At 70.7% G+C, this 18,498-nt stretch carries 20 protein-coding genes and 1 rRNA gene; 13 read left to right on the top strand and 8 right to left on the bottom strand.

Annotated elements, in window-relative coordinates; genetic code table 11:
- Positions 1-1,341: AAA family ATPase (locus G4D87_RS15615; RefSeq protein WP_163782864.1), on the top strand; the 1,341-nt coding region annotated here is incomplete at its 5' end.
- Positions 1,342-1,352: 11 nt separating this feature from the next.
- On the opposite strand, the gene G4D87_RS15610 is transcribed toward G4D87_RS15615, so the two are convergent.
- Complete coding sequence (locus G4D87_RS15610) at positions 1,353-2,258, bottom strand: LysR family transcriptional regulator (RefSeq protein WP_163782863.1); 906 nt, start codon at positions 2,256-2,258, stop codon at positions 1,353-1,355.
- A 117-nt stretch (positions 2,259-2,375) separates the two neighbouring features.
- Between G4D87_RS15610 and G4D87_RS15605 the strand changes: the two genes are divergently transcribed.
- Entirely contained in the window at positions 2,376-3,425 is a 1,050-nt protein-coding gene (locus tag G4D87_RS15605; RefSeq protein WP_163782862.1) for an NAD(P)-dependent alcohol dehydrogenase, read from the top strand.
- A 107-nt stretch (positions 3,426-3,532) separates the two neighbouring features.
- The gene (locus G4D87_RS15600; protein ID WP_163782861.1) at positions 3,533-3,826 is read left to right on the top strand and encodes a FruA-associating protein, FapA; all 294 of its coding nucleotides are present in this window, start codon (positions 3,533-3,535) and stop codon (positions 3,824-3,826) included.
- A 54-nt stretch (positions 3,827-3,880) separates the two neighbouring features.
- Here G4D87_RS15600 and G4D87_RS15595 read toward each other — a convergent pair whose 3' ends face one another.
- On the bottom strand, positions 3,881-5,137 hold the full coding sequence (locus G4D87_RS15595) for an acyltransferase family protein (RefSeq protein WP_163782860.1): 1,257 nt from the start codon (positions 5,135-5,137) through the stop codon (positions 3,881-3,883).
- A 158-nt stretch (positions 5,138-5,295) separates the two neighbouring features.
- Between G4D87_RS15595 and G4D87_RS15590 the strand changes: the two genes are divergently transcribed.
- Positions 5,296-5,910 carry an RNA polymerase sigma factor gene (locus tag G4D87_RS15590; RefSeq protein WP_163782859.1) on the top strand — a complete coding sequence of 205 codons (615 nt, stop codon included), beginning with the start codon at positions 5,296-5,298 and terminating at the stop codon, positions 5,908-5,910.
- On the top strand, positions 5,907-6,395 hold the full coding sequence (locus G4D87_RS15585) for an anti-sigma factor family protein (RefSeq protein ID WP_163782858.1): 489 nt from the start codon (positions 5,907-5,909) through the stop codon (positions 6,393-6,395). The genes G4D87_RS15590 and G4D87_RS15585 overlap by 4 nt, the downstream gene beginning before the upstream one ends.
- Before the next feature lie 16 nt (positions 6,396-6,411).
- On the opposite strand, the gene G4D87_RS15580 is transcribed toward G4D87_RS15585, so the two are convergent.
- On the bottom strand, positions 6,412-8,220 hold the full coding sequence (locus G4D87_RS15580) for a S8 family serine peptidase (RefSeq protein ID WP_163782857.1): 1,809 nt from the start codon (positions 8,218-8,220) through the stop codon (positions 6,412-6,414).
- Between the two features lie 234 nt (positions 8,221-8,454).
- Positions 8,455-10,152 carry a glycerol-3-phosphate dehydrogenase gene (glpD, locus tag G4D87_RS15575; RefSeq protein ID WP_163782856.1) on the bottom strand — a complete coding sequence of 566 codons (1,698 nt, stop codon included), beginning with the start codon at positions 10,150-10,152 and terminating at the stop codon, positions 8,455-8,457.
- A gap of 190 nt (positions 10,153-10,342) precedes the next feature.
- Here glpD and G4D87_RS15570 point away from each other — a divergent pair, with 190 nt between their 5' ends.
- From G4D87_RS15570 to G4D87_RS15555, 4 genes are all read left to right on the top strand, one after another.
- Complete coding sequence (locus tag G4D87_RS15570) at positions 10,343-10,747, top strand: hypothetical protein (RefSeq protein ID WP_240358306.1); 405 nt, start codon at positions 10,343-10,345, stop codon at positions 10,745-10,747.
- 198 nt (positions 10,748-10,945) lie between these two features.
- Positions 10,946-13,075, top strand: a complete 2,130-nt coding sequence (locus G4D87_RS15565) for a TonB-dependent receptor (protein ID WP_371928541.1) — start codon at positions 10,946-10,948, stop codon at positions 13,073-13,075.
- Entirely contained in the window at positions 13,072-13,830 is a 759-nt protein-coding gene (locus G4D87_RS15560; protein ID WP_163782853.1) for a hypothetical protein, read from the top strand. The genes G4D87_RS15565 and G4D87_RS15560 overlap by 4 nt, the downstream gene beginning before the upstream one ends.
- Positions 13,827-14,669, top strand: a complete 843-nt coding sequence (locus G4D87_RS15555) for a hypothetical protein (protein ID WP_163782852.1) — start codon at positions 13,827-13,829, stop codon at positions 14,667-14,669. The genes G4D87_RS15560 and G4D87_RS15555 overlap by 4 nt, the downstream gene beginning before the upstream one ends.
- 113 nt (positions 14,670-14,782) lie before the next feature.
- Here the strand turns inward: G4D87_RS15555 and G4D87_RS15550 are convergent, their stop codons facing one another.
- Positions 14,783-15,007, bottom strand: coding sequence for a hypothetical protein (locus G4D87_RS15550; protein ID WP_163782851.1), 225 nt, complete (start codon positions 15,005-15,007; stop codon positions 14,783-14,785).
- A 210-nt stretch (positions 15,008-15,217) separates the two neighbouring features.
- On the opposite strand from G4D87_RS15550, the gene G4D87_RS15545 reads away from it, so the two are divergent.
- From G4D87_RS15545 to G4D87_RS15535, 3 genes are all read left to right on the top strand, one after another.
- Complete coding sequence (locus G4D87_RS15545; RefSeq protein ID WP_163782850.1) at positions 15,218-15,643, top strand: hypothetical protein; 426 nt, start codon at positions 15,218-15,220, stop codon at positions 15,641-15,643.
- A gap of 112 nt (positions 15,644-15,755) precedes the next feature.
- Positions 15,756-16,100, top strand: a complete 345-nt coding sequence (locus tag G4D87_RS15540) for a putative signal transducing protein (protein WP_163782849.1) — start codon at positions 15,756-15,758, stop codon at positions 16,098-16,100.
- Between the two features lie 47 nt (positions 16,101-16,147).
- Positions 16,148-17,104 (top strand): tetratricopeptide repeat protein, encoded by a 957-nt coding sequence (locus tag G4D87_RS15535; RefSeq protein WP_176412717.1) that lies wholly within the window; start codon positions 16,148-16,150, stop codon positions 17,102-17,104.
- 17 nt (positions 17,105-17,121) lie between these two features.
- Here G4D87_RS15535 and G4D87_RS15530 read toward each other — a convergent pair whose 3' ends face one another.
- Positions 17,122-17,424 (bottom strand): hypothetical protein, encoded by a 303-nt coding sequence (locus tag G4D87_RS15530; RefSeq protein ID WP_163782847.1) that lies wholly within the window; start codon positions 17,422-17,424, stop codon positions 17,122-17,124.
- Positions 17,425-17,490: 66 nt separating this feature from the next.
- Between G4D87_RS15530 and G4D87_RS15525 the strand changes: the two genes are divergently transcribed.
- Positions 17,491-17,691, top strand: coding sequence for a SlyX family protein (locus G4D87_RS15525; protein WP_163782846.1), 201 nt, complete (start codon positions 17,491-17,493; stop codon positions 17,689-17,691).
- A gap of 3 nt (positions 17,692-17,694) precedes the next feature.
- Here G4D87_RS15525 and G4D87_RS15520 read toward each other — a convergent pair whose 3' ends face one another.
- Positions 17,695-18,138 (bottom strand): hypothetical protein, encoded by a 444-nt coding sequence (locus G4D87_RS15520; RefSeq protein WP_176421167.1) that lies wholly within the window; start codon positions 18,136-18,138, stop codon positions 17,695-17,697.
- 245 nt (positions 18,139-18,383) lie between these two features.
- Positions 18,384-18,498: ribosomal RNA gene (rrf, locus tag G4D87_RS15515) — 5S ribosomal RNA — on the bottom strand; the annotation flags it as partial.

The following is an 18,498-nucleotide window of genomic DNA, read 5'->3' as shown; positions in this document are numbered from 1 at the left end:
GTGCCCCCGCCCACCAGCCGGCTGCCCCTCTCCGTGCTCCGGCCACCGGTGCTGGTGGGCCGCGAGCGCGAGTGGGCGCGGATGGAGGCCGCGTGGGAGGCGGGGCAGACCATCTTCATCTCCGGCGAGCCGGGCGTGGGCAAGACGCGCCTGGCCCATGACTTCGCGGCGTCGCGGGGCAGCTACCTGCTGCTGGAGGCGCGGCCCGGCGAGCAGAGCGTGCCGTACTCGTCGCACGTGAGGCTGGTGCGGCAGATGCTGGCCCGGGTGCCCGACCCGAACCTGCCGCGCTGGGTGCGGCGCGAGCTGGCGCGCCTGCTGCCGGACCAGGCCGGACAGGAAGGCCTGCCCCCGCCCATGGCGGACGAGGCCGACCGCAGCCGCTTCCTGGAAGCGCAGTGCCAGCTCGTCTACCAGCTCGCCGCCAGCGTGGACGCCATGGTCGCCGACGACCTCCAGTTCATGGACAGCGCCACCGCGGAGTTCGCGGTGCTGATGCTGTCGCGCCGCCACGCGCCCGAGCCCGGAGGCCGCTTCCCGCGCTTCATCGACACCTACCGGGCCGATGAGCTGTCGCCCCAGGCCACCGTCTTCGTCCAGCAGCTGGTGGCCGCGGGGCTGGCCATCCTCGTGGAGCTGCGGCCCCTGGACGCCACGGCGGTGGGCGCGCTGCTCCAGAGCCTGGAGCTGCCCGGCGCGGAGCAGCTGGCGCAGGACGTGACGCGGCACACCGGCGGCAACCCGCTCTTCATCACCGAGACGCTGAAGTACCTGCTGGAGACGGGCGGCCTGGAGCGCGGCTGGCCCGAACACGTCCCCGCCTCCGGCCGGGGCCAGCAGCTCATCCAGCAGCGGCTGGAGCGGCTGTCCCCCTCCGCGCTGCTGGTGGCCCGGCTGGCGGCGCTGGCGAAGACGGACTTCACGCTGGAGCTGGCCAGCGAGGTGCTGGAGATGAACCCGCTGGCGCTCGTCACGCACGTGGCGGAGCTGGAGGGCGCGCAGATTCTGAGGGGCGATCGCTTCACCAATGACTTGCTCTTCGAGGTGGTTCGCCAGGGCGTGCCCGGCGCGCTGGGCACGCTGCTCCACCGCCGGCTCGCCGTGGCCCTGGAGCAGCGCGGCGCCGCGCCCATCGTCGTGGCGCAGCACTGGCTGGACGGCCACGAGCCGCGCCGCGCCGCGCCCTTCCTCGTCTCCGCCGCCAACGCGGAGGCCGCGGCCCTGCGCCACCTGGAGGCCGCCCTGCTCTTCCACCGCGCCGCCGCGCTGCTGGACGAGACGGGCCACGCCGATGAAGCGGCGCTCGTGCGAGGCCGCGTGCGCAACATCCCCACCGCCTAGCCGGCGCGGCTTCAGCGACGCGGCGCCGTCACCTCACGCGCCACGTCCAGGAAGGCGCGGAAGGCGGGCGACACCTGCGAGCGGCTGGGGAAGTAGAGGAAGAAGCCCTCCACGCGCGCCGCGTAGGGCTCCAGCACCAGGCGCAGGGTGCCACGCGCCAGCTCCGCCTCCACGGAGGGCTCGAAGACGTAGGCGAGCCCCAGGCCGGCCTCGGCCAGCTCCACGTGCGCCTTCCAATGCGCGCTGACGAACGGCCCACGCACCGGCACGCGCCAGCTGCGCTGCCCGCGCTCCAGCTCCCACTGGTAGCTGGAGCCTGTCGTCTCGGAGCGGATGCCGAGACAGTCATGCATCAGGAGGTCCTTGGGCCGCTCGGGCGTGCCTCGCCGCTTGAGGTACGCGGGCGCGCCCACCACGACGAAGCGGAAGCTCCCTGACAGGCGCACCTGCACCATGTCGCGCTCCAACGCCTCCGACATGCGGATGCCGGCATCCAGCCCCTCCGCCACCACGTCCACCAGCCGGTCCTCCACGCGCAGGTCCACCTCCACGCGCGGGTAGCGTTGGAGGAAGCGCGCCAGGATGGGCGTCACCACGGGCGTGACGGCGACGGTGGGCACGGTGAGGCGCACGGAGCCAGACACCTCGCCCGGCCGGGCGGTGGCCGTCTTCAGGGCCTCGATCGCCTGCTCCACCGGCGGCCCGGCGGACTCCAGCAGGCGGCGGCCCGCGTCCGTGAGGGACACACTGCGCGTGGTGCGGGTGAGCAACACCACGCCCAGCCGCGTCTCCAACTGGCGGACGGACTGGCTCAGCGCGGACGCGGACACACCCAGCTCCGTGGCGGCCGCGGCGAAGCTGCGCTTGCGGCCCACCACCAGGAAGGCATTCAGGGCATTGAGCGGCGTGAAGGCCATTGTGAAGATTTCCTAAGCAGCGCGTCCCGATTTCACCTGTTACGCGCGAGCGACAGCGGACGCATATTCCGTTCCGCCGAGCAGTGACAACACCCCAACCGCCAGGAGCGCCCCCTCATGATTCCCGTTCGCGGCTATGCCGCCCAGGACGCGAAGTCCCCCCTCGCCCCGTTCCAGTTCGAGCGCCGCGAGCCCGGCCCCAGCGACGTGCAGCTTGAAATCCTCTACTGCGGCGTCTGCCACTCCGACCTGCACCAGGCGCGCGACGAATGGGGCGGCTCCCTGTTCCCCATGGTGCCCGGCCATGAAATCGTCGGCCGCGTGGTCCGCGTGGGGGACCAGGTGAAGAAGTTCAAGGTCGGGGACCTGGCGGGCGTCGGCTGCATGGTCGACTCCTGCCGCACCTGCCCCAGCTGCCAGGAAGGCCTGGAGCAGTACTGCGACGTCGGCAACATCCAGACGTACAACGGCAAGGAGAAGGACGGGCGGACGGTGACCCAGGGCGGCTACAGCGAGGCCATCGTCGTGGACGAGGCCTTCACGCTGAAGATTCCGGAGAACCTGGACCCGGCCGCCGCCGCGCCGCTGCTGTGCGCTGGCATCACCACGTACTCGCCGCTGCGGCACTGGAAGGTGCAGCCGGGTCAGCGCGTGGGCGTGGTGGGCCTGGGCGGGCTGGGCCACATGGGCGTCAAGCTGGCCAAGGCCATGGGCGCCCACGTCACCGTCTTCAGCCACACCGACCGCAAGAAGCAGGACGCCGCGCGCTTGGGCGCCGACGCCGTCGTGGTCTCCTCGAACAAGGAGGAGATGGCCGCGCAGGCGGGCAGGTTCGACCTCATCCTCGACACCGTCTCCGCGCAGCACGACCTCAACGCGTACCTGCGGCTCCTGCGCCGGGACGGCCACCTGGTCCTCGTCGGCGCCCCGGAGAAGCCGCTCGACGTCCGCCCCTTCTCCCTCATCCCCATGCGGCGGAGCTTCTCGGGCTCGATGATTGGGGGTATCCAGGAAACGCAGGAAATGCTAGACTTCTGCGGTAAGCACGGCATCGTCTCCGACATCGAGCTGATTTCCATCCAGCAGGTGAACGACGCCTACGAGCGGCTGCTGAAGGGAGACGTGAAGTACCGGTTCGTCATCGACCTCGCGAGTCTGCGGAAGTAGCCGCCCGGGAGCCTCGTCCTTGGAGGGCGGGACAGTGCACGCCATTGCACATCGTCCTGCCCCACTGGTCAGGTGCCCGCTCGCCGTTCGGTGCGAATTCTCAGCGCATGACTACGACGATTGCACAGGCCGGTTTCGTGAAGGTGACGTCCCCGTACCCCGAGGAGCAAGAGTTGCTGGAGCCAGGGCTCGCCGCCCCTACGCCCCAGAAGGCAGCCCAGCTTCGCCAGAAGGCGAGCCAATGGCTCAGCCGTGCACAGAAGGAGCTGCACGACGCCATCTTCGCGCGGGACGGCTCGGAGGCGGGACTGGACCGCTTTGCCAGCGCCCGCGCGGAGCTCGACTCGGCGGAGGCGTGGGCCCTGCGCGTCGCGGAAGCCTTCTCCAAGCGCCGTGATTGACGGCGAGCCGGGGGCCCCGGCGCCGGACCGCGGCGCCGGGCACTCCCGCGGACGTCACGCCACCCGGGCGGGCGCCTCGGTCCGCTCGGCCTCGGCGCCCTCCGGCAGCGGTACCGGCGCCGTCAGCGGCGCCGGAGCGGGGCGCTGGCCGTAGGGGAAGTAGTCCTTGAGCTTCAACATGTGCTTCTCGAAGAGGTTCCAGCTCACCAGCGCGAGCCCCAGTGAGAGCCCCGCGGCCACCCCGTAGAACACCAGCTGCATGGGCATGTCCGAGCCCGCCACCGTCTTCAGCGGCGTCTTCAGCACCGTGCGGCGCAGGATGGCGTCCAGCGGCGAGTGGATGAGGTAGATGGCGTAGCTGTACTTGCCGAAGGTGAGCAGCAGCCGCGTCGTGAGGAAGCGGTATAGGACGTGGCCCTTGGAGACGGCCACCGCCTTGTACACGCACACGGCGTAGAGCACGGCGATGGCGGTGTAGCCGCCCGTGCGCTTCACCAGCTCGAAGGTGGGGCCCACCGGCAGCACCACCAGGGCGAGCACCACCGGCACCGAGGCCCAGGCCGCCCAGCGCATCCACGGGAACGCCTTCAGCCCCAGCCCTTCCGGGTGGCGCAGCGCCATGGCCAGCAGGCCGCCCATGGCCAGCGAGTCCACGCGGCAGAACGTCACCACGTAGGTGCTTTCGATGCTGGCCCCGTACAGCGTGAGCCCCACGCGCACCAGGATGGCCATGGCGATGGTGCCCAGGCACAACCGGATGGCGCCCCGGTACGACACCGCGGCGATGAGGAAGGGCCAGACGATGTAGAACTGCTCTTCAATCGCCAGCGACCACACCACGCCGAGGATGGGGTGCGTGGTGTCCACCCACAGCTGGTAGAAGTTGGAGAGGTACAGCAGGTACCAGACGGCGCCGTCGGTGGTGATGCGCTCGTCCAGGCCCAGCCGGCCCGCCAGCGACGGCAGCGCCAGGAACGACACCGCCAGCGCCAGGTAGTAGAGCGGGAAGATGCGCAGGAAGCGGCGCATGTAGAAGTTGCGGAAGAAGTACGGCTGGCCCTTCGCCTCCCAGAGGATGCCGGTGATGAGGAAGCCGGAGAGGACGAAGAACAGGTCCACGCCCGTCCACCCGGCGCCGGCCAGCCACCACGTCACGCGTCCCGCCACGCTCTGGTCGCTCAGGTGGGTCGTGTGGAAGAACACCACCAGGAGAACGGCGAGGCCTCGCACACCGTCCAGCACGGGCAGGTGGCCCTGCAGGCGCGGCGCGTGCGCCGTGGGTGCATCCACACGGCCAGAGTTCAAGGACATGAAAAGTCTCTTACCAACAACGACTGTCATTCAACAAGACCACCACCCGGCGTGCGTGGGATTGCGGTGCGGGGTGTCCGTCCTGCCACCAGGCAGCCAGGCGCGGGAAAAACGCACGCGCGCGTGAAACTCCCGGGCCGCTCGTGACACCTTGGGCCGTGGCCCTCCTCTCCGCGATGAAGATGGTGCTGGCAGGTGCGCCCCCGTCCGACACGGACCGGGAGCGGACGCTGCTGCGCCGGGCGCGCACGGGTGACCCCGCGGCCTTCCGCTGGCTGTTCGAACGGCACGCCGCGGGGGTGTGGCGCTTCTTGAAGGACCTGCTGCGCGACGAGGCGGCGGCGGACGAAGCCACGCAGGAGACCTTCGTCCGCGCCCATGCGCGGCTGGGCGCGCTTCGCGACGAGGACCGGCTGGGCGCGTGGCTGCTGGGCATCGCCCGGCACGTGTACCTGGAGTCGCTGCGGCACCGGGGCCTCCATGTGGACATGGACGATGAAGCCCATGGCAGCCAGGTGGAGGCGGTGCTGCCCACGCCCACGCCGGAGGACCTGCTCCTGGACCGGGAGCTGGAAGGACTGCTGGCGGGCGCGCTGGGGACGCTGCGCGAGGACCGGCGCGCGGCGCTGCTGCTGCGCATCGACCATGGCCTGCCCTACGAGGAGATTTCAGCGGTGATGGGCTGGTCGCTCCAGAAGGTGAAGAACGAAATCCACCGCGCGCGGCTCCAGCTGCGCGAGCAACTGGCCGCACACGTCGGAGGCCACTCATGAGCGCTTGTCGCGAAACCGAACTGGACGCGCTGCTGGCCGACGAGCTCGCCCCCGAGGACGCCGCGCGGGTCCGCGCGCACACCCAGGCCTGCCCCGCCTGTCAGCACGCGCTGAGCTGGCTGCGCGCGGAGCGTGGGTGGATGGCGCAGCGAGCGCGGCGCCTGCCGGCCCGGCCCGCCCTGGACTTCGCCGCGCTGGAGTCCCGGCTGCGAAAGCCCGGGGTGCCCGCCGCCCCGAAGGTCAGCTGGCTGCACTGGGGGAAGATGCTGACCGCCGCCCTGGCGTCGGTGGCCTTCGTGGGGCTCACCACGCTCCAGGTGACGCGCATCCCAAGCGCCGACGAGCCCTGGACCCGGAACGAAGCGCTCGTCACCGCCACCCGGGCCGTCGACTGGTGTGACGACCCTTCACGGGAAGCCGTGGCGGCGCTGGAAGCCCGCGTGGGGGCGTGCCTGGTGGCCTCCCCCCTGATGACGCTGCGCTGACGCCGGCCGCGGTGAACTACGGCACCGGGGTCAGCAGTCCCTCGGCGTACTCAACGGCGGCCGCTGCCTGCACCAGGCCGTTGCCGTAGTTTGGATCCCAATCGGCCGGCCCCAAGTCCCGGGCCGTGTCGAGCAGGGCGGCGCGCACATCTTCCGCATCGAGCTGCTGGGGATTCAGGCTCCACACCAGGGCCGCCACGCCGGCCACGTGCGGCGTCGACATGGAGGTGCCCGTCTGCAGCGCATAGTCCAGGCCGGTGACGTCCAACGTCACGTCCTGCCCCATGAGCCCGCGCAGCACGTTGGCCGACTCCAGGGACACGGAGACGGTGGGCACCCACAGCGTGGACGGCCCGTTGAGCGTGAAGTTGCCCGTGCCCTCCTCCGCGGTGTGGTTGCCGATGATGACGGCCTTCGCTCCGGCGCGGATGGCGTTGCGCACCTTCTCCTCGAAGAGGATTCCGCCGCCGCGGTCCACGTAGGCGACGAAGCCCTCACAGGTGGCGGCCTCTCCACAGTCGGACATGCTGCTGCCCAGTCCGCAGTCCACCAGCCGCCCCGAATAGGCGCCCACGGCCGAGTACTCCAGCGGGTTGGACATGAACTGCTGGCCGCTCGCGGCCACCTCGCCATACGGCGCCCCGCCGATGATGGTGGCGCTCAGCACGCCCACGCCGGGGGCCACCAGGTTGGTGCCCGGGCCGTACTGGGAGAAGCTGGCCCACTCCCCCGCGAAGGTCACCGCGCCCACGCCCACCACGGAGTCGTACCCGGCCGGGAAGGACACCTCGCCCGCGCCGGAGTTGCCCGTCGCCGCGATGGCCAGCACGCCATTGGCCTTTGCCTGGCTGAAGGCCAGCGCCTCGGCCTCGTTGTCCGACGAGGCGCCCAGCGACAGCGACACGATGTTCGCCCCCTGCTCCTGGCACCACTCGAGCGCGGCGATGACCTTGAGGGTGTCGCCCGTGCCGCGCTCGTTCAGCACCCGGGCAATCAGCAGCGACGCGGTGGGGGCCACGCCCACCGTGCCGTTGGGGTCCTCACCCAGCCGCACCCGGCCGCCTCCGCCCAGCTGCGCGGCGATGGTGGCCGCGGTGTGCGTGCCATGTCCGCCGCCCCACAGCAGCACGTTGCCCTGCGAGTCCACCTGCGCGTCCAGCGCCAGCGCGTTGGCGGACCCACTGATGAAGTCCTTGCCTCCGATGAAGGCGGCCTGCAGCTCCGGGTGGCGGTTGTCCCAGCCACTGTCGATGACGCACACCTTGATGCCCGTGCCCGAAGGCCGGCCCTCGTCGAGGACACCGTCGTTGTTGGCGTCCCAGACCTGGTTGGCCTGCACCATCTTCAGGCCCTCGGTGTACTCCCCCACGGAGCCCACGGTGTTGACCGGTGGCGGCGGCTGTGCGCCCAGCCAGGCCTGCGCGGGCAGCGGTGGCCGCGACATCCCCAGGGCGTACACCGGACGGTTGGGCGACACCGACACCACGTCGGGATTCCGAGCGAGCGCCTCACGCGCTTCGGGTGACACCCGGGCGGACAGCATGTTCAGCGACGGAACGCGCTGCTTCACCTGCCCTCCGGCGCGCGTCACCTCGTTGGCGAACGCCTCCGTGTTGGCCTGCGCGGTGGCGAAGACGCGCTGTCGGAAGGCGATGATGACGTCCTCCGCGCCATCGTCCGTCAGGGCCGCCTCGCTTCGCGCCGCGGACACCACCGTCGGCAGCTGGGACATTCCCTCGGTCCCCGGGCACGCCTTGGGCTCATCCTCCGACGAGCCACATGCCATCAGCCCACCGACCAGACCCAGCCAGACGCAACGCTTCATTTCACGCTCCTCGAGTGCCCCGTCAAGCAGGCGTCGTACGGCACGGCGCGGCTGATGGATTTCCAGGGACGCGCATGAACGGGAGGACACCTGTTTCCGTTCCCGGAGCGCAAGTTAACCACGTCAGCGAACCGGCCGCTCGCGTCCCTGTTCGTGGCAGGACGGGCTGGGCGAGCGGCCAGCGGGCACGGCCGTGAGCCAGCGAACGCTCCTCTGAGCGGAGCGTTCGCCCGCTCACGCCTCGGCGGGATCCACGCCGAAGACGCGGAGCGCATCGGCGGCATAGACGTCCAACTGCCGCTGCGTCTGCGCGGCGTCCCAGCCCAGCCGGGGCGCCATGACCTCGGCCGCCACGCGCGCGGCCGCATGCCCCTGGTCACGCGTCTCGAACGCCACCTTGAGGCGGCGGATGAGCAGGTCCGACAGGGTGTGCACCAGCTCATGGCTGACACCCCAGGCGGCCTCGGCGGCACGGTAGGGAAGCCCCTCGGCGAGCGGCCGGGCCAGCGCGGCGTCCTCGCGCGTGAGGGCCCAGACGCGGCGCCAGCGGCTGCCGTAGGCGCGCACCAGGTGGACGGCCGTGGCGTCGTCTCCCACCTCGGCGCGAGCCGCGGCGAACTCGGCGTCCAGCGCGCGGATGTCTCCACCGGGCAGGGGCAGCGTGTCCGTGGGCGAGCGGCGGCGGGGCTGCCCCATGCGGCGCTCCACCGCGTCCACCACGTCGCGCGCCATGACGCGGTAGGTGGTGAGCTTGCCACCGCTGATGGCGAGCACGCCGGACGGGCTCACATCGATGGCGTGCTCCCGGCTGGCGCTGCCCGCGTCGGCCTGCGTGCCTTGGTAGCCGCTGGCCACCAGGGGCCGGATGCCGGCCCACGCGCTCACCACGTCCGCGCGAGTGAGGCGCGCCTCGGGGAAGAAGGCGTTGGCGGACTCCAGCAGGTAGGCCACGTCGGCCTCGCTGGCGCGGACCTCCGCGGGGTGCGCGCGCGTGGACGTCTCCGTGGTGCCAATGATGGTGAAGTTGTCGGCGGGCAGCACGAACATCACCCGGCCATCCTTGGGGGACAGCAGCGTGAAGGCATCGCGGTGGTTGACGCGCTCGCGCGGCACGGCGAGGTGGACGCCCTTGCTGCCGCGCAGCGCCGGGCTCGTCCCGTTCGGCGCGTCCAGCCGGCGGATTTCATCGCTCCAGGGGCCGGTGGCGTTGACGATGACCCGGGCGCGCACGGTGACCTCCTCGCCGGTGAGGTGGTCCACCACCGTCGCGCCGTGCGCCTGTCCCTGCTCCAGGACGAGCCCCTTCACCGCCGCGTGGTTGAGGACGACGGCGCCCGCCTCGGACGCGCCCACGGCATTGGCCAGGGTGAGGCGCGCGTCGTCCGTGGCCGCGTCGTAGTAGCGAGCGCCCCCCTTGAGGTGGTCGGTGCGCAGGCCGGGCTCGGCCGCGTGGACCTGCCGGGCGTTGAGCCGCCGGTAGCCCTTCACGTTCCGGAAGAGGGAGAGGGCGTCATAGAGCATGAGGCCCGCGTTGAGCTTCCAGCGGGGCACGCGGGCGCCCGCGTACACCGGCCAGATGAAGGCGAGCGGGCGCACCAGGTGCGGGGCGAGCCGCAGCAGGCGCTGGCGCTCGATGCTGGATTCGAAGACGAGGCCCAGGTGGCCGAGCTCCAGATAGCGGAGGCCGCCGTGGATGAGCCGGGACGAGCGGCTGGAGGTGCCACTGGCGAAGTCGTCGCGCTCCACGAGCGCCACCTTCAGGCCCCGGAGCGCGGCGTCCCGCGCCGAGCCCGCGCCGGTGACACCGCCCCCGATGATGAGGACGTCGAAGGTCTCCGTGGCCAGGGCCCGCAGGCGCGCTGTGCGGGACGGAGGCGGAGGTACCTCTGCATTGGAGACAACACGGCTGAGCGCGACGGATTCAGAACGCACGGCACAAGTGTAGCGATGTTGGCCGGCGAGGGCAGCGGAAACCAATGCGCTGCGTCAAGCGCGCTACATGGAGCGAGGTCGCATGTGTCCGCGAGGCCCCCATCCCAAGGAGGACGGCGCCTTGCGCGTCTGGATGAAGACAGATAGGAGGCGGCCGACCCCTCCCCTCACCCCGGGCTCCACGGCCTTGTTGAACCCCCACGACCGACGCGACCTGGCCAGCCTGGGACTGATGGTCCTGGTGTACGGGCTCGTGGTGGCGCCGGTGCTGCACGCGGTGGTGGCGCACGGCGATGGGGGTCATCACCACCCCCATGCCCACGCACACGCGCACGGGCACGCGCACGGTGCCAAGAGCGAGCACGCCCAGCCTGACGATGAAGGCGCGGGGGACGCCGCACCCGCCGGTGAGCGGAAGCGCGGGCACGAGCACCTGACGGGCTCCGTGGAGCACCTGCAGGCGGTGGCGCTGGCGTGGGCGGTGATGAAGCTGCCGCGCGTGCGCGAGGTGTCGTGGCTGGCGGAGGTCCAGCGCGGCCCCGCACGACCCCCTGGCGCCGCGGTGCGTCCGACGGCGATGCCCCAGGGCCCGTAGCCGACAGCATCCTCTCGCGGTCAACGCAGGGAGCCACGCGTGCGGGGCACGCCTGGGTCCGTGTGTCCTGCTTGCTGACTCACTCTTGAACCCGTCTCGGTGGGGCCCTTCCCTGAGGCGTCGTGTGCCGCGCGAAGTCCGCGCGTGTGCGGGACGCCGCGGCAAGGGGCCCGCGCCGCCGTGTGTCCGTACGTGCCCGTGCTCCTCGTTGCCGCGCTGTCATCGTGTGTCCTCGCCGCGTCGGGCGGGCCAGCCCCCCCCGAGTCCACCGCCAGGACGTCCGCCGAGGCTTCAGCGGAAGCGGCCCCGTCCCAAGCCAATGCACCCGGACAGCAGGACGCCCGGGCCCAGGAGCCGCCGTCAAAGTCCACGGTGGTGCGCGGCGCGCGTCCCGCGCAAAGCGCGTCCGAGGTGACCCTGGGCCGGGACATCCTGGACGCGGCGCCCCGCAGGAACGCGGTGGACCTCCTGCGCGCCGTGCCCGGCCTCGTGGCCTCGCAGCACAGTGGAGAGGGCAAGGCCCAGCAGCTCTTCCTCAGAGGCTTCGACGCGCTGCACGGCCAGGACGTGGAGCTCGACGTCGGTGGCCTGCCGGTGAACGAGGTGAGCCACATCCACGCGCTGGGCTACGCGGACCTCAACTTCGTCATCCCAGAGGTCGTGCAGGCGCTCGAGGTGACGGAGGGCGCCTACCGCGCCGCGCAGGGCGACTTCGCCGTCGCGGGAACGGTCCGCATGGACCTGGGCGTCGCCGAGCCCGGCGTCCACCTCTCGGGCACACTCGGTCAATACGGCCAGCGCCGGCTGGTGGCCACGGTGCGTCCGGGAGACGACGCGGGGACCTTCGCCGCGGTGGAGCTGGGTGAAGGCAGGGGCTTCGGCGCTCAGCGGGGCTACGGCCGCGCCTCGCTCCTCGCCCAGGCCCACGCGACCTTCGGAGCGGGGCTGACGGTCCGCGCGCTCGGAGGCAGCTACGTCACGCGCTTCGACTCCCCGGGCGTGGTGCGCGAGGAAGACCTGCTTTCGGGCCGCGGCGACTTCTTCTCCGCCGCCCTGGGCCGACAGGGCGGCTCGGTGTCGCGGCACCAGTTGCTGCTCGGCATGGACCTGCCGCGCACGGGCAGCGGGCGCACGAAGCTGGAGGTCTTCGGCATCCTCTCGGACCTGCGGCTGCGCAACAACTTCACGGGCTTCCGTGTCGACGAGCGCGGTGACGGCCTGGAGCAGACGAACAACGCCACCACGCTGGGCGCCCGCGCCGAGCATCGGAGGTCGGTGACGGCCTTCGGCCGCCCGGTCGCGCTGGAGCTGGGACTGGGCGCGCGGCGAGACAGCGTGGAGCAGACGCAGCGGCGCTACCGCGAATCCGACGGCACCTTCTTCTCCGACGAGATTGACGCGGCCTTCACCCAGACGGACGTCTGGGGCTGGGCCGAGGCCCGCATGCCGCTGGGCCGCTGGAGCTTTCGACTGGGGGGACGCGCGGACGCGCTGGGCGTGGAGGTCTTTGACGCGCTCGCCTTCCGGGACCCGCGCTACTACGACGGACAGGGCTATTCGCGCAGCGCCTTCGGCGTCCACCTGGGCGCGAAGGCGGGCGTGGAGTACGCGCTGGGCGAGGACGCGGACGCCTGGCGCCTGTTCGCCAGCTACGGGGACGGCTTCCGCTCGCCGCAGGCGCGCAGCCTCTCGGAGGGCGAGCGCGCCCCGTTCGTCTCCCTCCGAGGCGCGGAGCTGGGCTCGCGCAAGGACGGCGAGCACTGGGCCGTGCAGCTCAGCCTCTTCGGCTCGCAGGTGGACAACGACTTCTTCTTCGACCACACGGTGGGCACCACCGTGTCCACGGGCCAGACGCTGCGCTCGGGCGTCTCCGCCGCGCTCCAGGCGCGCCCAGTGCCTGGGCTCGTCACCTCGGTCAGCGCCACGTTCGCCCACGCCTACGTGCGAGCGTCGGACACACTGCTGCCCTACTTCGCGCCCTTCGTCGCGCGCGCCGACGTGGGCTGGGACGGCCCGCTGACGTGGGCGTGGCTCGGTGGCAGCACGCTGTCGCTGGGCACGGGGCTCACCTTCATCGGTCCACGGCCGCTGCCGTTCAGTGAGCGCAGCGCCACCGTGTTCCTCGCGGATGCGCACGTCGCCCTGCGCCGGGGCGAGCTGGGGCTGCGGCTGGAGGTCTCGAACCTGCTCGACGCGCGCTGGAGGGACGGCGAGTTCGTCTACGGCTCGCGCTTCGACCCTGGCGCCGCGGCGAGCCTCGTCCCGGCAAGACATTTCACCGCGGGGTCGCCTCGGATGGCCTCGCTCTCCTTGGAGGTCCACCTATGAATCGCAGACACATCCTCACCGGCGCGCTAGCCCTGGCCGCCGCGTCCACGCCCCTGGGCGGCTGTGGCAGCGAAGCGGAGCGGCGCACCTTCCCCGTGGAGGTGACGTCCACGCCCATGACGGGCGCCAACGAGCGAGGCTGGACGGTGATGGTGGAGTCCGCGCACCTCTCCGTGGGCCCGGTGCGCTTCTTCGAGGGCCGCGCGCTGACGGCCCGCCGCTTCGACTGGTACACGCTCATGGGCGGCACGGCCCTGGCCCACCCTGGGCACTACGCGCCGGGCGACGCGCTGGCCGAGGTGCTGACTACCCACACCGTGGACCTGCGCACCGGCGCCACGCTGGGCGACGCGAACGCGGTGACAGGCGAGTACGGCTCCCTGGAGCTGACGTTGACGGCCCCCACGCAGGCCACCGACGCACAGGGCGTGCTGAGCGGCCAGGCGATGCGCGTCCGCGGCACGGCGCGCAACGCGGAGGGCATGGAGCGGCGCTTCGACGCGCTGACGCGCCTGTCCAAGCCCATCCAGGGCGTGCGCTTCGAGAAGTCCCTGGGGATGGAGGCGGGCCGCGTGCGCATCGCCGTCAACCTGGGGACATGGCTGGGCCGCATTGACTTCGCCACCGCGACCGATTCGGACGCGGATGGTGTCTACACCTTCCCCGCCGACAGCCAGGCGCAGAACGCGCTGGTGCGCGGCGTGGAAGACACCACTGCCTACGGCGTGACGTGGGTGGAAGGAGCTGCGCAATGAAGAAGTGGATGCTGGGGCTTTCCTGTCTGGGACTGATGGCGTGCAGCAGTGACGGTACGGGCACGGTGACGTTCACCACCTACGGCGAGGACTACATCGAGCAGGAGATTCCCGCGGCCGTGGGTGGCGAGGACGGCATCGTGGACGGCTGGACGGTGCGCTTCAGCAAGTTCCTCGTGGTGCTCGGTGAGGTGAAGGTCGGCAACCACGACGAGACGGCCGTCGAGCTGACGCAGGCGCGGGTGTTCGACGTGCACAAGCCCGGCCCCGTGGTGGTGGAGACGTTCCGCGACGTGCCGGCCCAGGCGTGGGACCACGTCAGCTTCGCCATCGCGCCCAACGCCAACGCCGTGGCGGGCAACGCGGACGCCGCGGACGTCACGCGGATGAAGGACGGCGGCTACTCCGTCTACCTGGAGGGCACGGCGACCCAGCGCGATGAGACCAAACGCTTCGCCTGGGGCTTCACCACCAACACCGTCTACGAGCATTGCGAGAGCCCCGGCCTGGGCGAAGGTGTGACGGTGCCCAAGGACGGCGAGGAGACGGTGCAGCTCACCATCCACGGCGACCACCTCTTCTTCGACGACCTGCAGTCGCCGGACGCGCGGATGCGCTTTGACGCACTGGCCGCCGCGGACAGCCTGGGCATCGCGGGTCCCGACGGCGAGGTGACGCTCGAGGAATTGGCGGCGGTGGACCTGACGGAGCTCCCGTCGGGCCAGTACGGCACGGGGGGCGTGGGCAACGTGCGGACGCTGCGCGACTTCGTCACGGCGCTGACGCGCAACCTGGGGCACTACCGCGGCGAAGGTGAGTGCGAGCCCCGAGCGCGCTGAGGCCACGCTGTTTGAATGCTGGCGCGGCGGCACGGCGATGCGGCCCGGCCACCGCGCCAGCATGTGTCTCCAGGCCCGGGGCCGACCCTCCCTGGGCCTGGAGCCTTCAAAGCTCAGCTCTTGTTGGGCGAGGAGCCAGACGAGTTCGCCGCGGAGTTACCCCCCGCCGGGTTGTTCCCGTTGTTGCTCCCGCCGTTCGGGCTGTTGCCCGGCTGCCGAGGGCTGTTGGGGTTCATTTGGTTGGAGCGGTTGTCCTGCGACGCCTTGTGCGCGGGGTTGTTCGGATTCTTGGAGTTGGCGCGCTGGTCGTTCTGGTTCTTGCCGCTGTCCTTGCTCATGGACCTACCTCGGGAGTCCCCAAGCGAAAGTGCCGGGGAGGCTCGAAACTAGGAAGCGGCCTGGGTGGGAACACTCGTGCGGAGGTGTTCGTCCGGTGTCGGGAAGCACACGGCTTCGCTCGGCGCCTGACACGGAATGCGCGAGCCGCGGCTTTGCCGGATGCCGCGACGAACAAGGGTGCCTACCTCGTGCCCAGGAGGTGACGCGGCGTGAGGACGGTCACGTACGAGCGCAGTGGGCGAACGAACACGGGCGCACAGGCGCTCCGCCTGGAGGGCATGAAGCACCTGAAGGTGCTGGAGCAGGGTGAGGTGGTCAGCGAGCGCGACCTCACCGGAGCGGAAATCCAGCGCCTGGGCCCGCTCTTCGAAGAAGCCAGCCGGGTCCCGGCCCCCGTGGTCATGGTTCCGCAAGCAGGCGGGCCGGACAGTCTCGCGGTGACGCTCGCCTTCGAGGACGAGGAGTCTCCCCGCGTGCGCGTCGCGGCCGAGCGACTCCCAGCCCAAGGCGCGGGTCCCCTCTATGACCCCCTGCTCGCGGAACTGGACCGCCTGCTGACGGCCGAGCTGCATGCCCGTGCGCCGCGCCACGCACACGCGGTGCTGCCGCACCAGTTGCGCGAAGAAGAGCAGTAGCGCCGGGTCCGTCGCCTCGTTCCGCCCGTCCAGGCAAGCCGCTCATCGGGCGGGCGGGAGCGAGCCTGTGGCCGGGGTTGCTGGCGAGCCCGGCTTCTGTGAAGACAGGAGCATGAGGCGCGTGCAGTTGTCCGTGCATCGCACGGTGGGAGAAGCACGGCTTCTGGCGGGTGCGCTGGAAGCCATGGGTGTGTCGGTAGAGGTACGTGGAGAAGCCCTTGCCCCTTTGAGCGGCGAGATTCCGAGCGCGGAGACCTGGATAGAGCTGTGGGTGGAGCCGCGCGACCTCGAGCACGCGAAGGGCCTCCTGGCGGAGCTCCAGGAGAATCAAGAGCAGGCCGAGCGGTCGGTGGAGTGTCCACGGTGCCGCGAAGAGAACCCCGGCAACTTCGAGCTGTGTTGGAGCTGTGGCCTGGAGCTGCCCTCGGGGCTACGTCCCATACTGCGGGCGGTGTAGTAGCAGGATGACGGGTGAGGCGGAGCACGCCTCGAGGAGATGCGGAAGTGCAGGGAGCAGAGGGAGCGCGTCGCCGCATGCTGAGCCGGGAGACACGAAGCCTGCTCATCGTCTGCACCGTGGTGACGCTCATCCACCTCATTCCGCTCTTCATCCCCAGGAACATGCCCGAGCAGCAGCTGTCCATCGCACGGGCCATGTCGAGCGTGTCCCAGCGTGTCCCATTCCTGCGGCCCCTGAAGGACGACGCGAAGGCCACGCCGGCGGAGCTGCGAGAGGCCGCGACGCTGCTGCTGGAGGGGGCGCCAGATGACGCCCACGCGCTGGTCCGGGAGGCGGAGCGCCGGAATCCCCAGGAGGTCGAAACCCAGCTCCTGCTGGCGAGAATCTGCGACGTCGAGCGGATGAGCCGGTGTGTGAGCACGGCCCTGTCACGCGCGGAGACACTGGCCCCACGAGACGCGCGGCCAGACCTGCTCCGAGCCGAGCTGCGAGAGAAGGACGGGGACGTCGAGGGCGCGGCCGAGGCGATGGAACGGGCCCATGGCAAGGCACCCGGCGACCCGCTGGTCGGACTGCGTTACGTCGACCTGCTGAGCGCGGCGAAGCGAGGCGACGAGGCGCTGGCCGTCCTCCGCAAGCTCGAGGGGCGCCTGCCCCATGCCAGGCTCCTGGTGGAACAAGGCCGGGTACACAGCCGGGAGGGGCACGACACGGAAGCGGTGAAGCTCTTCCGCGCGGCGGTGGCCGAGGACCCGAAGCTCAGCATGGGCTTCTTCGAGCTCGGGCTCGCCTGGCATCGGCTGGGCAGGGTGGACACCGCTGAAGAGGCCCTGCGCCAGGCGGACCGGCTGGACCGGGCAGACCCCAAGGCGCTGGCGGCCCTCTGCGCGATTCAGCTCAAGGAGCGGCGCATCGACGACGCCCGGCTCACGCGAATGGACCTTGAGCGGCGCTTCTCCGGGCAGCCGGAGCTGATTCGGAAGTCCTGCAGCCTTCCCTGACGCGAAGGGGGTGAGACCTACTCCCGAGGCTCGATGCCGCGAATCTGCCGGAGCATGCGGGCGGAGGCCTTCACCTCGGAGTCCACGGCCCCGTCGACTCGCTCGGTGCGCACGACGGCCTGCAGGTAGGGAACCGCCTCCGCATCGCGCCCTTGCTGGAAGAGCAGCTCCCCCAGGGCAAAGCGAGCCCGCGTGAGCAGGACGATGTCCTCGGCCGCCACGGCGGCATCAATGGCGTCGCTGAGAGCGGACTCGGCCATCTCGGGCTGGTTCCGAGCGAGCAGCTCACGGGCACGCTGGATGTGTTCGTCGACGTTCATGCGGAGAGAGCAGGGTTCAACCAGGTGGGGACGCAGGCCGCCTCGTCGGGATATGGGTGAGTGCCCATGGACGAGAAGCGAATCGCCGAGCTGGAAATCCGCTACATGCACCAGCAGGAACTGCTGCAGGAGCTCAGCGGCGTGCTGTACGAACAGCAAAAGGTCGTTGACCAGCTGCGAGCAGAGGTGGACCGGCTCAAGCAAAAGCTGGAAGCCGAGCCCGGCCTGGTGGACGCCCGTCATGACGAGCGTCCACCGCATTACTGAAGCTCAGAACTTGTAGCCGAGCCGCAGACCAATGGTCGGGTTGGGCTCCAGGTAGCCCACCTCGAGACCGATGCTCGCGGCCTTGCCCTGAAGGCCAAAGCCAAACGCGGCATGCGCCCGGAAGGTGTCGCCACGGCCAAACACGAACCAGGGACCGACCATGCCCTCAAGGTAGACGCCGGACCTGGCGAGGTTCGCACGCAGGACCAGGTCCACCGGTACACCGATGTCGTTGCCCTCGGTGATGAGCATCGCACCGAAGCGAGCCCCAACAGTCAAAGGCCCCGCGAGCGGCGTCTCAACGCCCAGCGTGAAGTTGAAGGCCGCGCTCTCATCAATCCAATAGTCAGCCCCAAGCCCGACACGGACAGCAGCCTCTGAGTTCGTGGGAACGAGGAAGAGGCCGGCCGCGAGCAGCGCGCCAAGGCAAGGACGAAGCAGCTTCATTCGAGAGGCTCCTCTCAACACAGCGGGGGAGCCCACACTCAACCAAGCCGAGCGCGTCGATGCCAGCCACACGGAGACGCAAATCGTCAACGGCAGTCGCAGCGGAAGGCAGTGACTCACAGCGGACGAAGGACGTTCACTGCAGCACGGCGCGCGGCTCAAGCGCCCGCATCGCAGCTGCAGACACGGCCCAAAACAGAAAACCCCCGGTGTCCACGAGGGACACCGGGGGTTTCTCAAAAAGAATCCGGCAGCGACCTACTCTCCCGCGCGGTTTCCCGCGAAGTACCATCGGCTCTGGAGGGCTTAACTTCCGTGTTCGGGATGGGAACGGGTGGAACCCCTCCGACATAGCCACCG

Origin of the sequence: Myxococcus vastator (assembly GCF_010894475.1) — a bacterium.
GTDB classification, from domain to species: domain Bacteria; phylum Myxococcota; class Myxococcia; order Myxococcales; family Myxococcaceae; genus Myxococcus; species Myxococcus vastator.
This window is presented reverse-complemented; position numbering and strand designations above follow the sequence as displayed.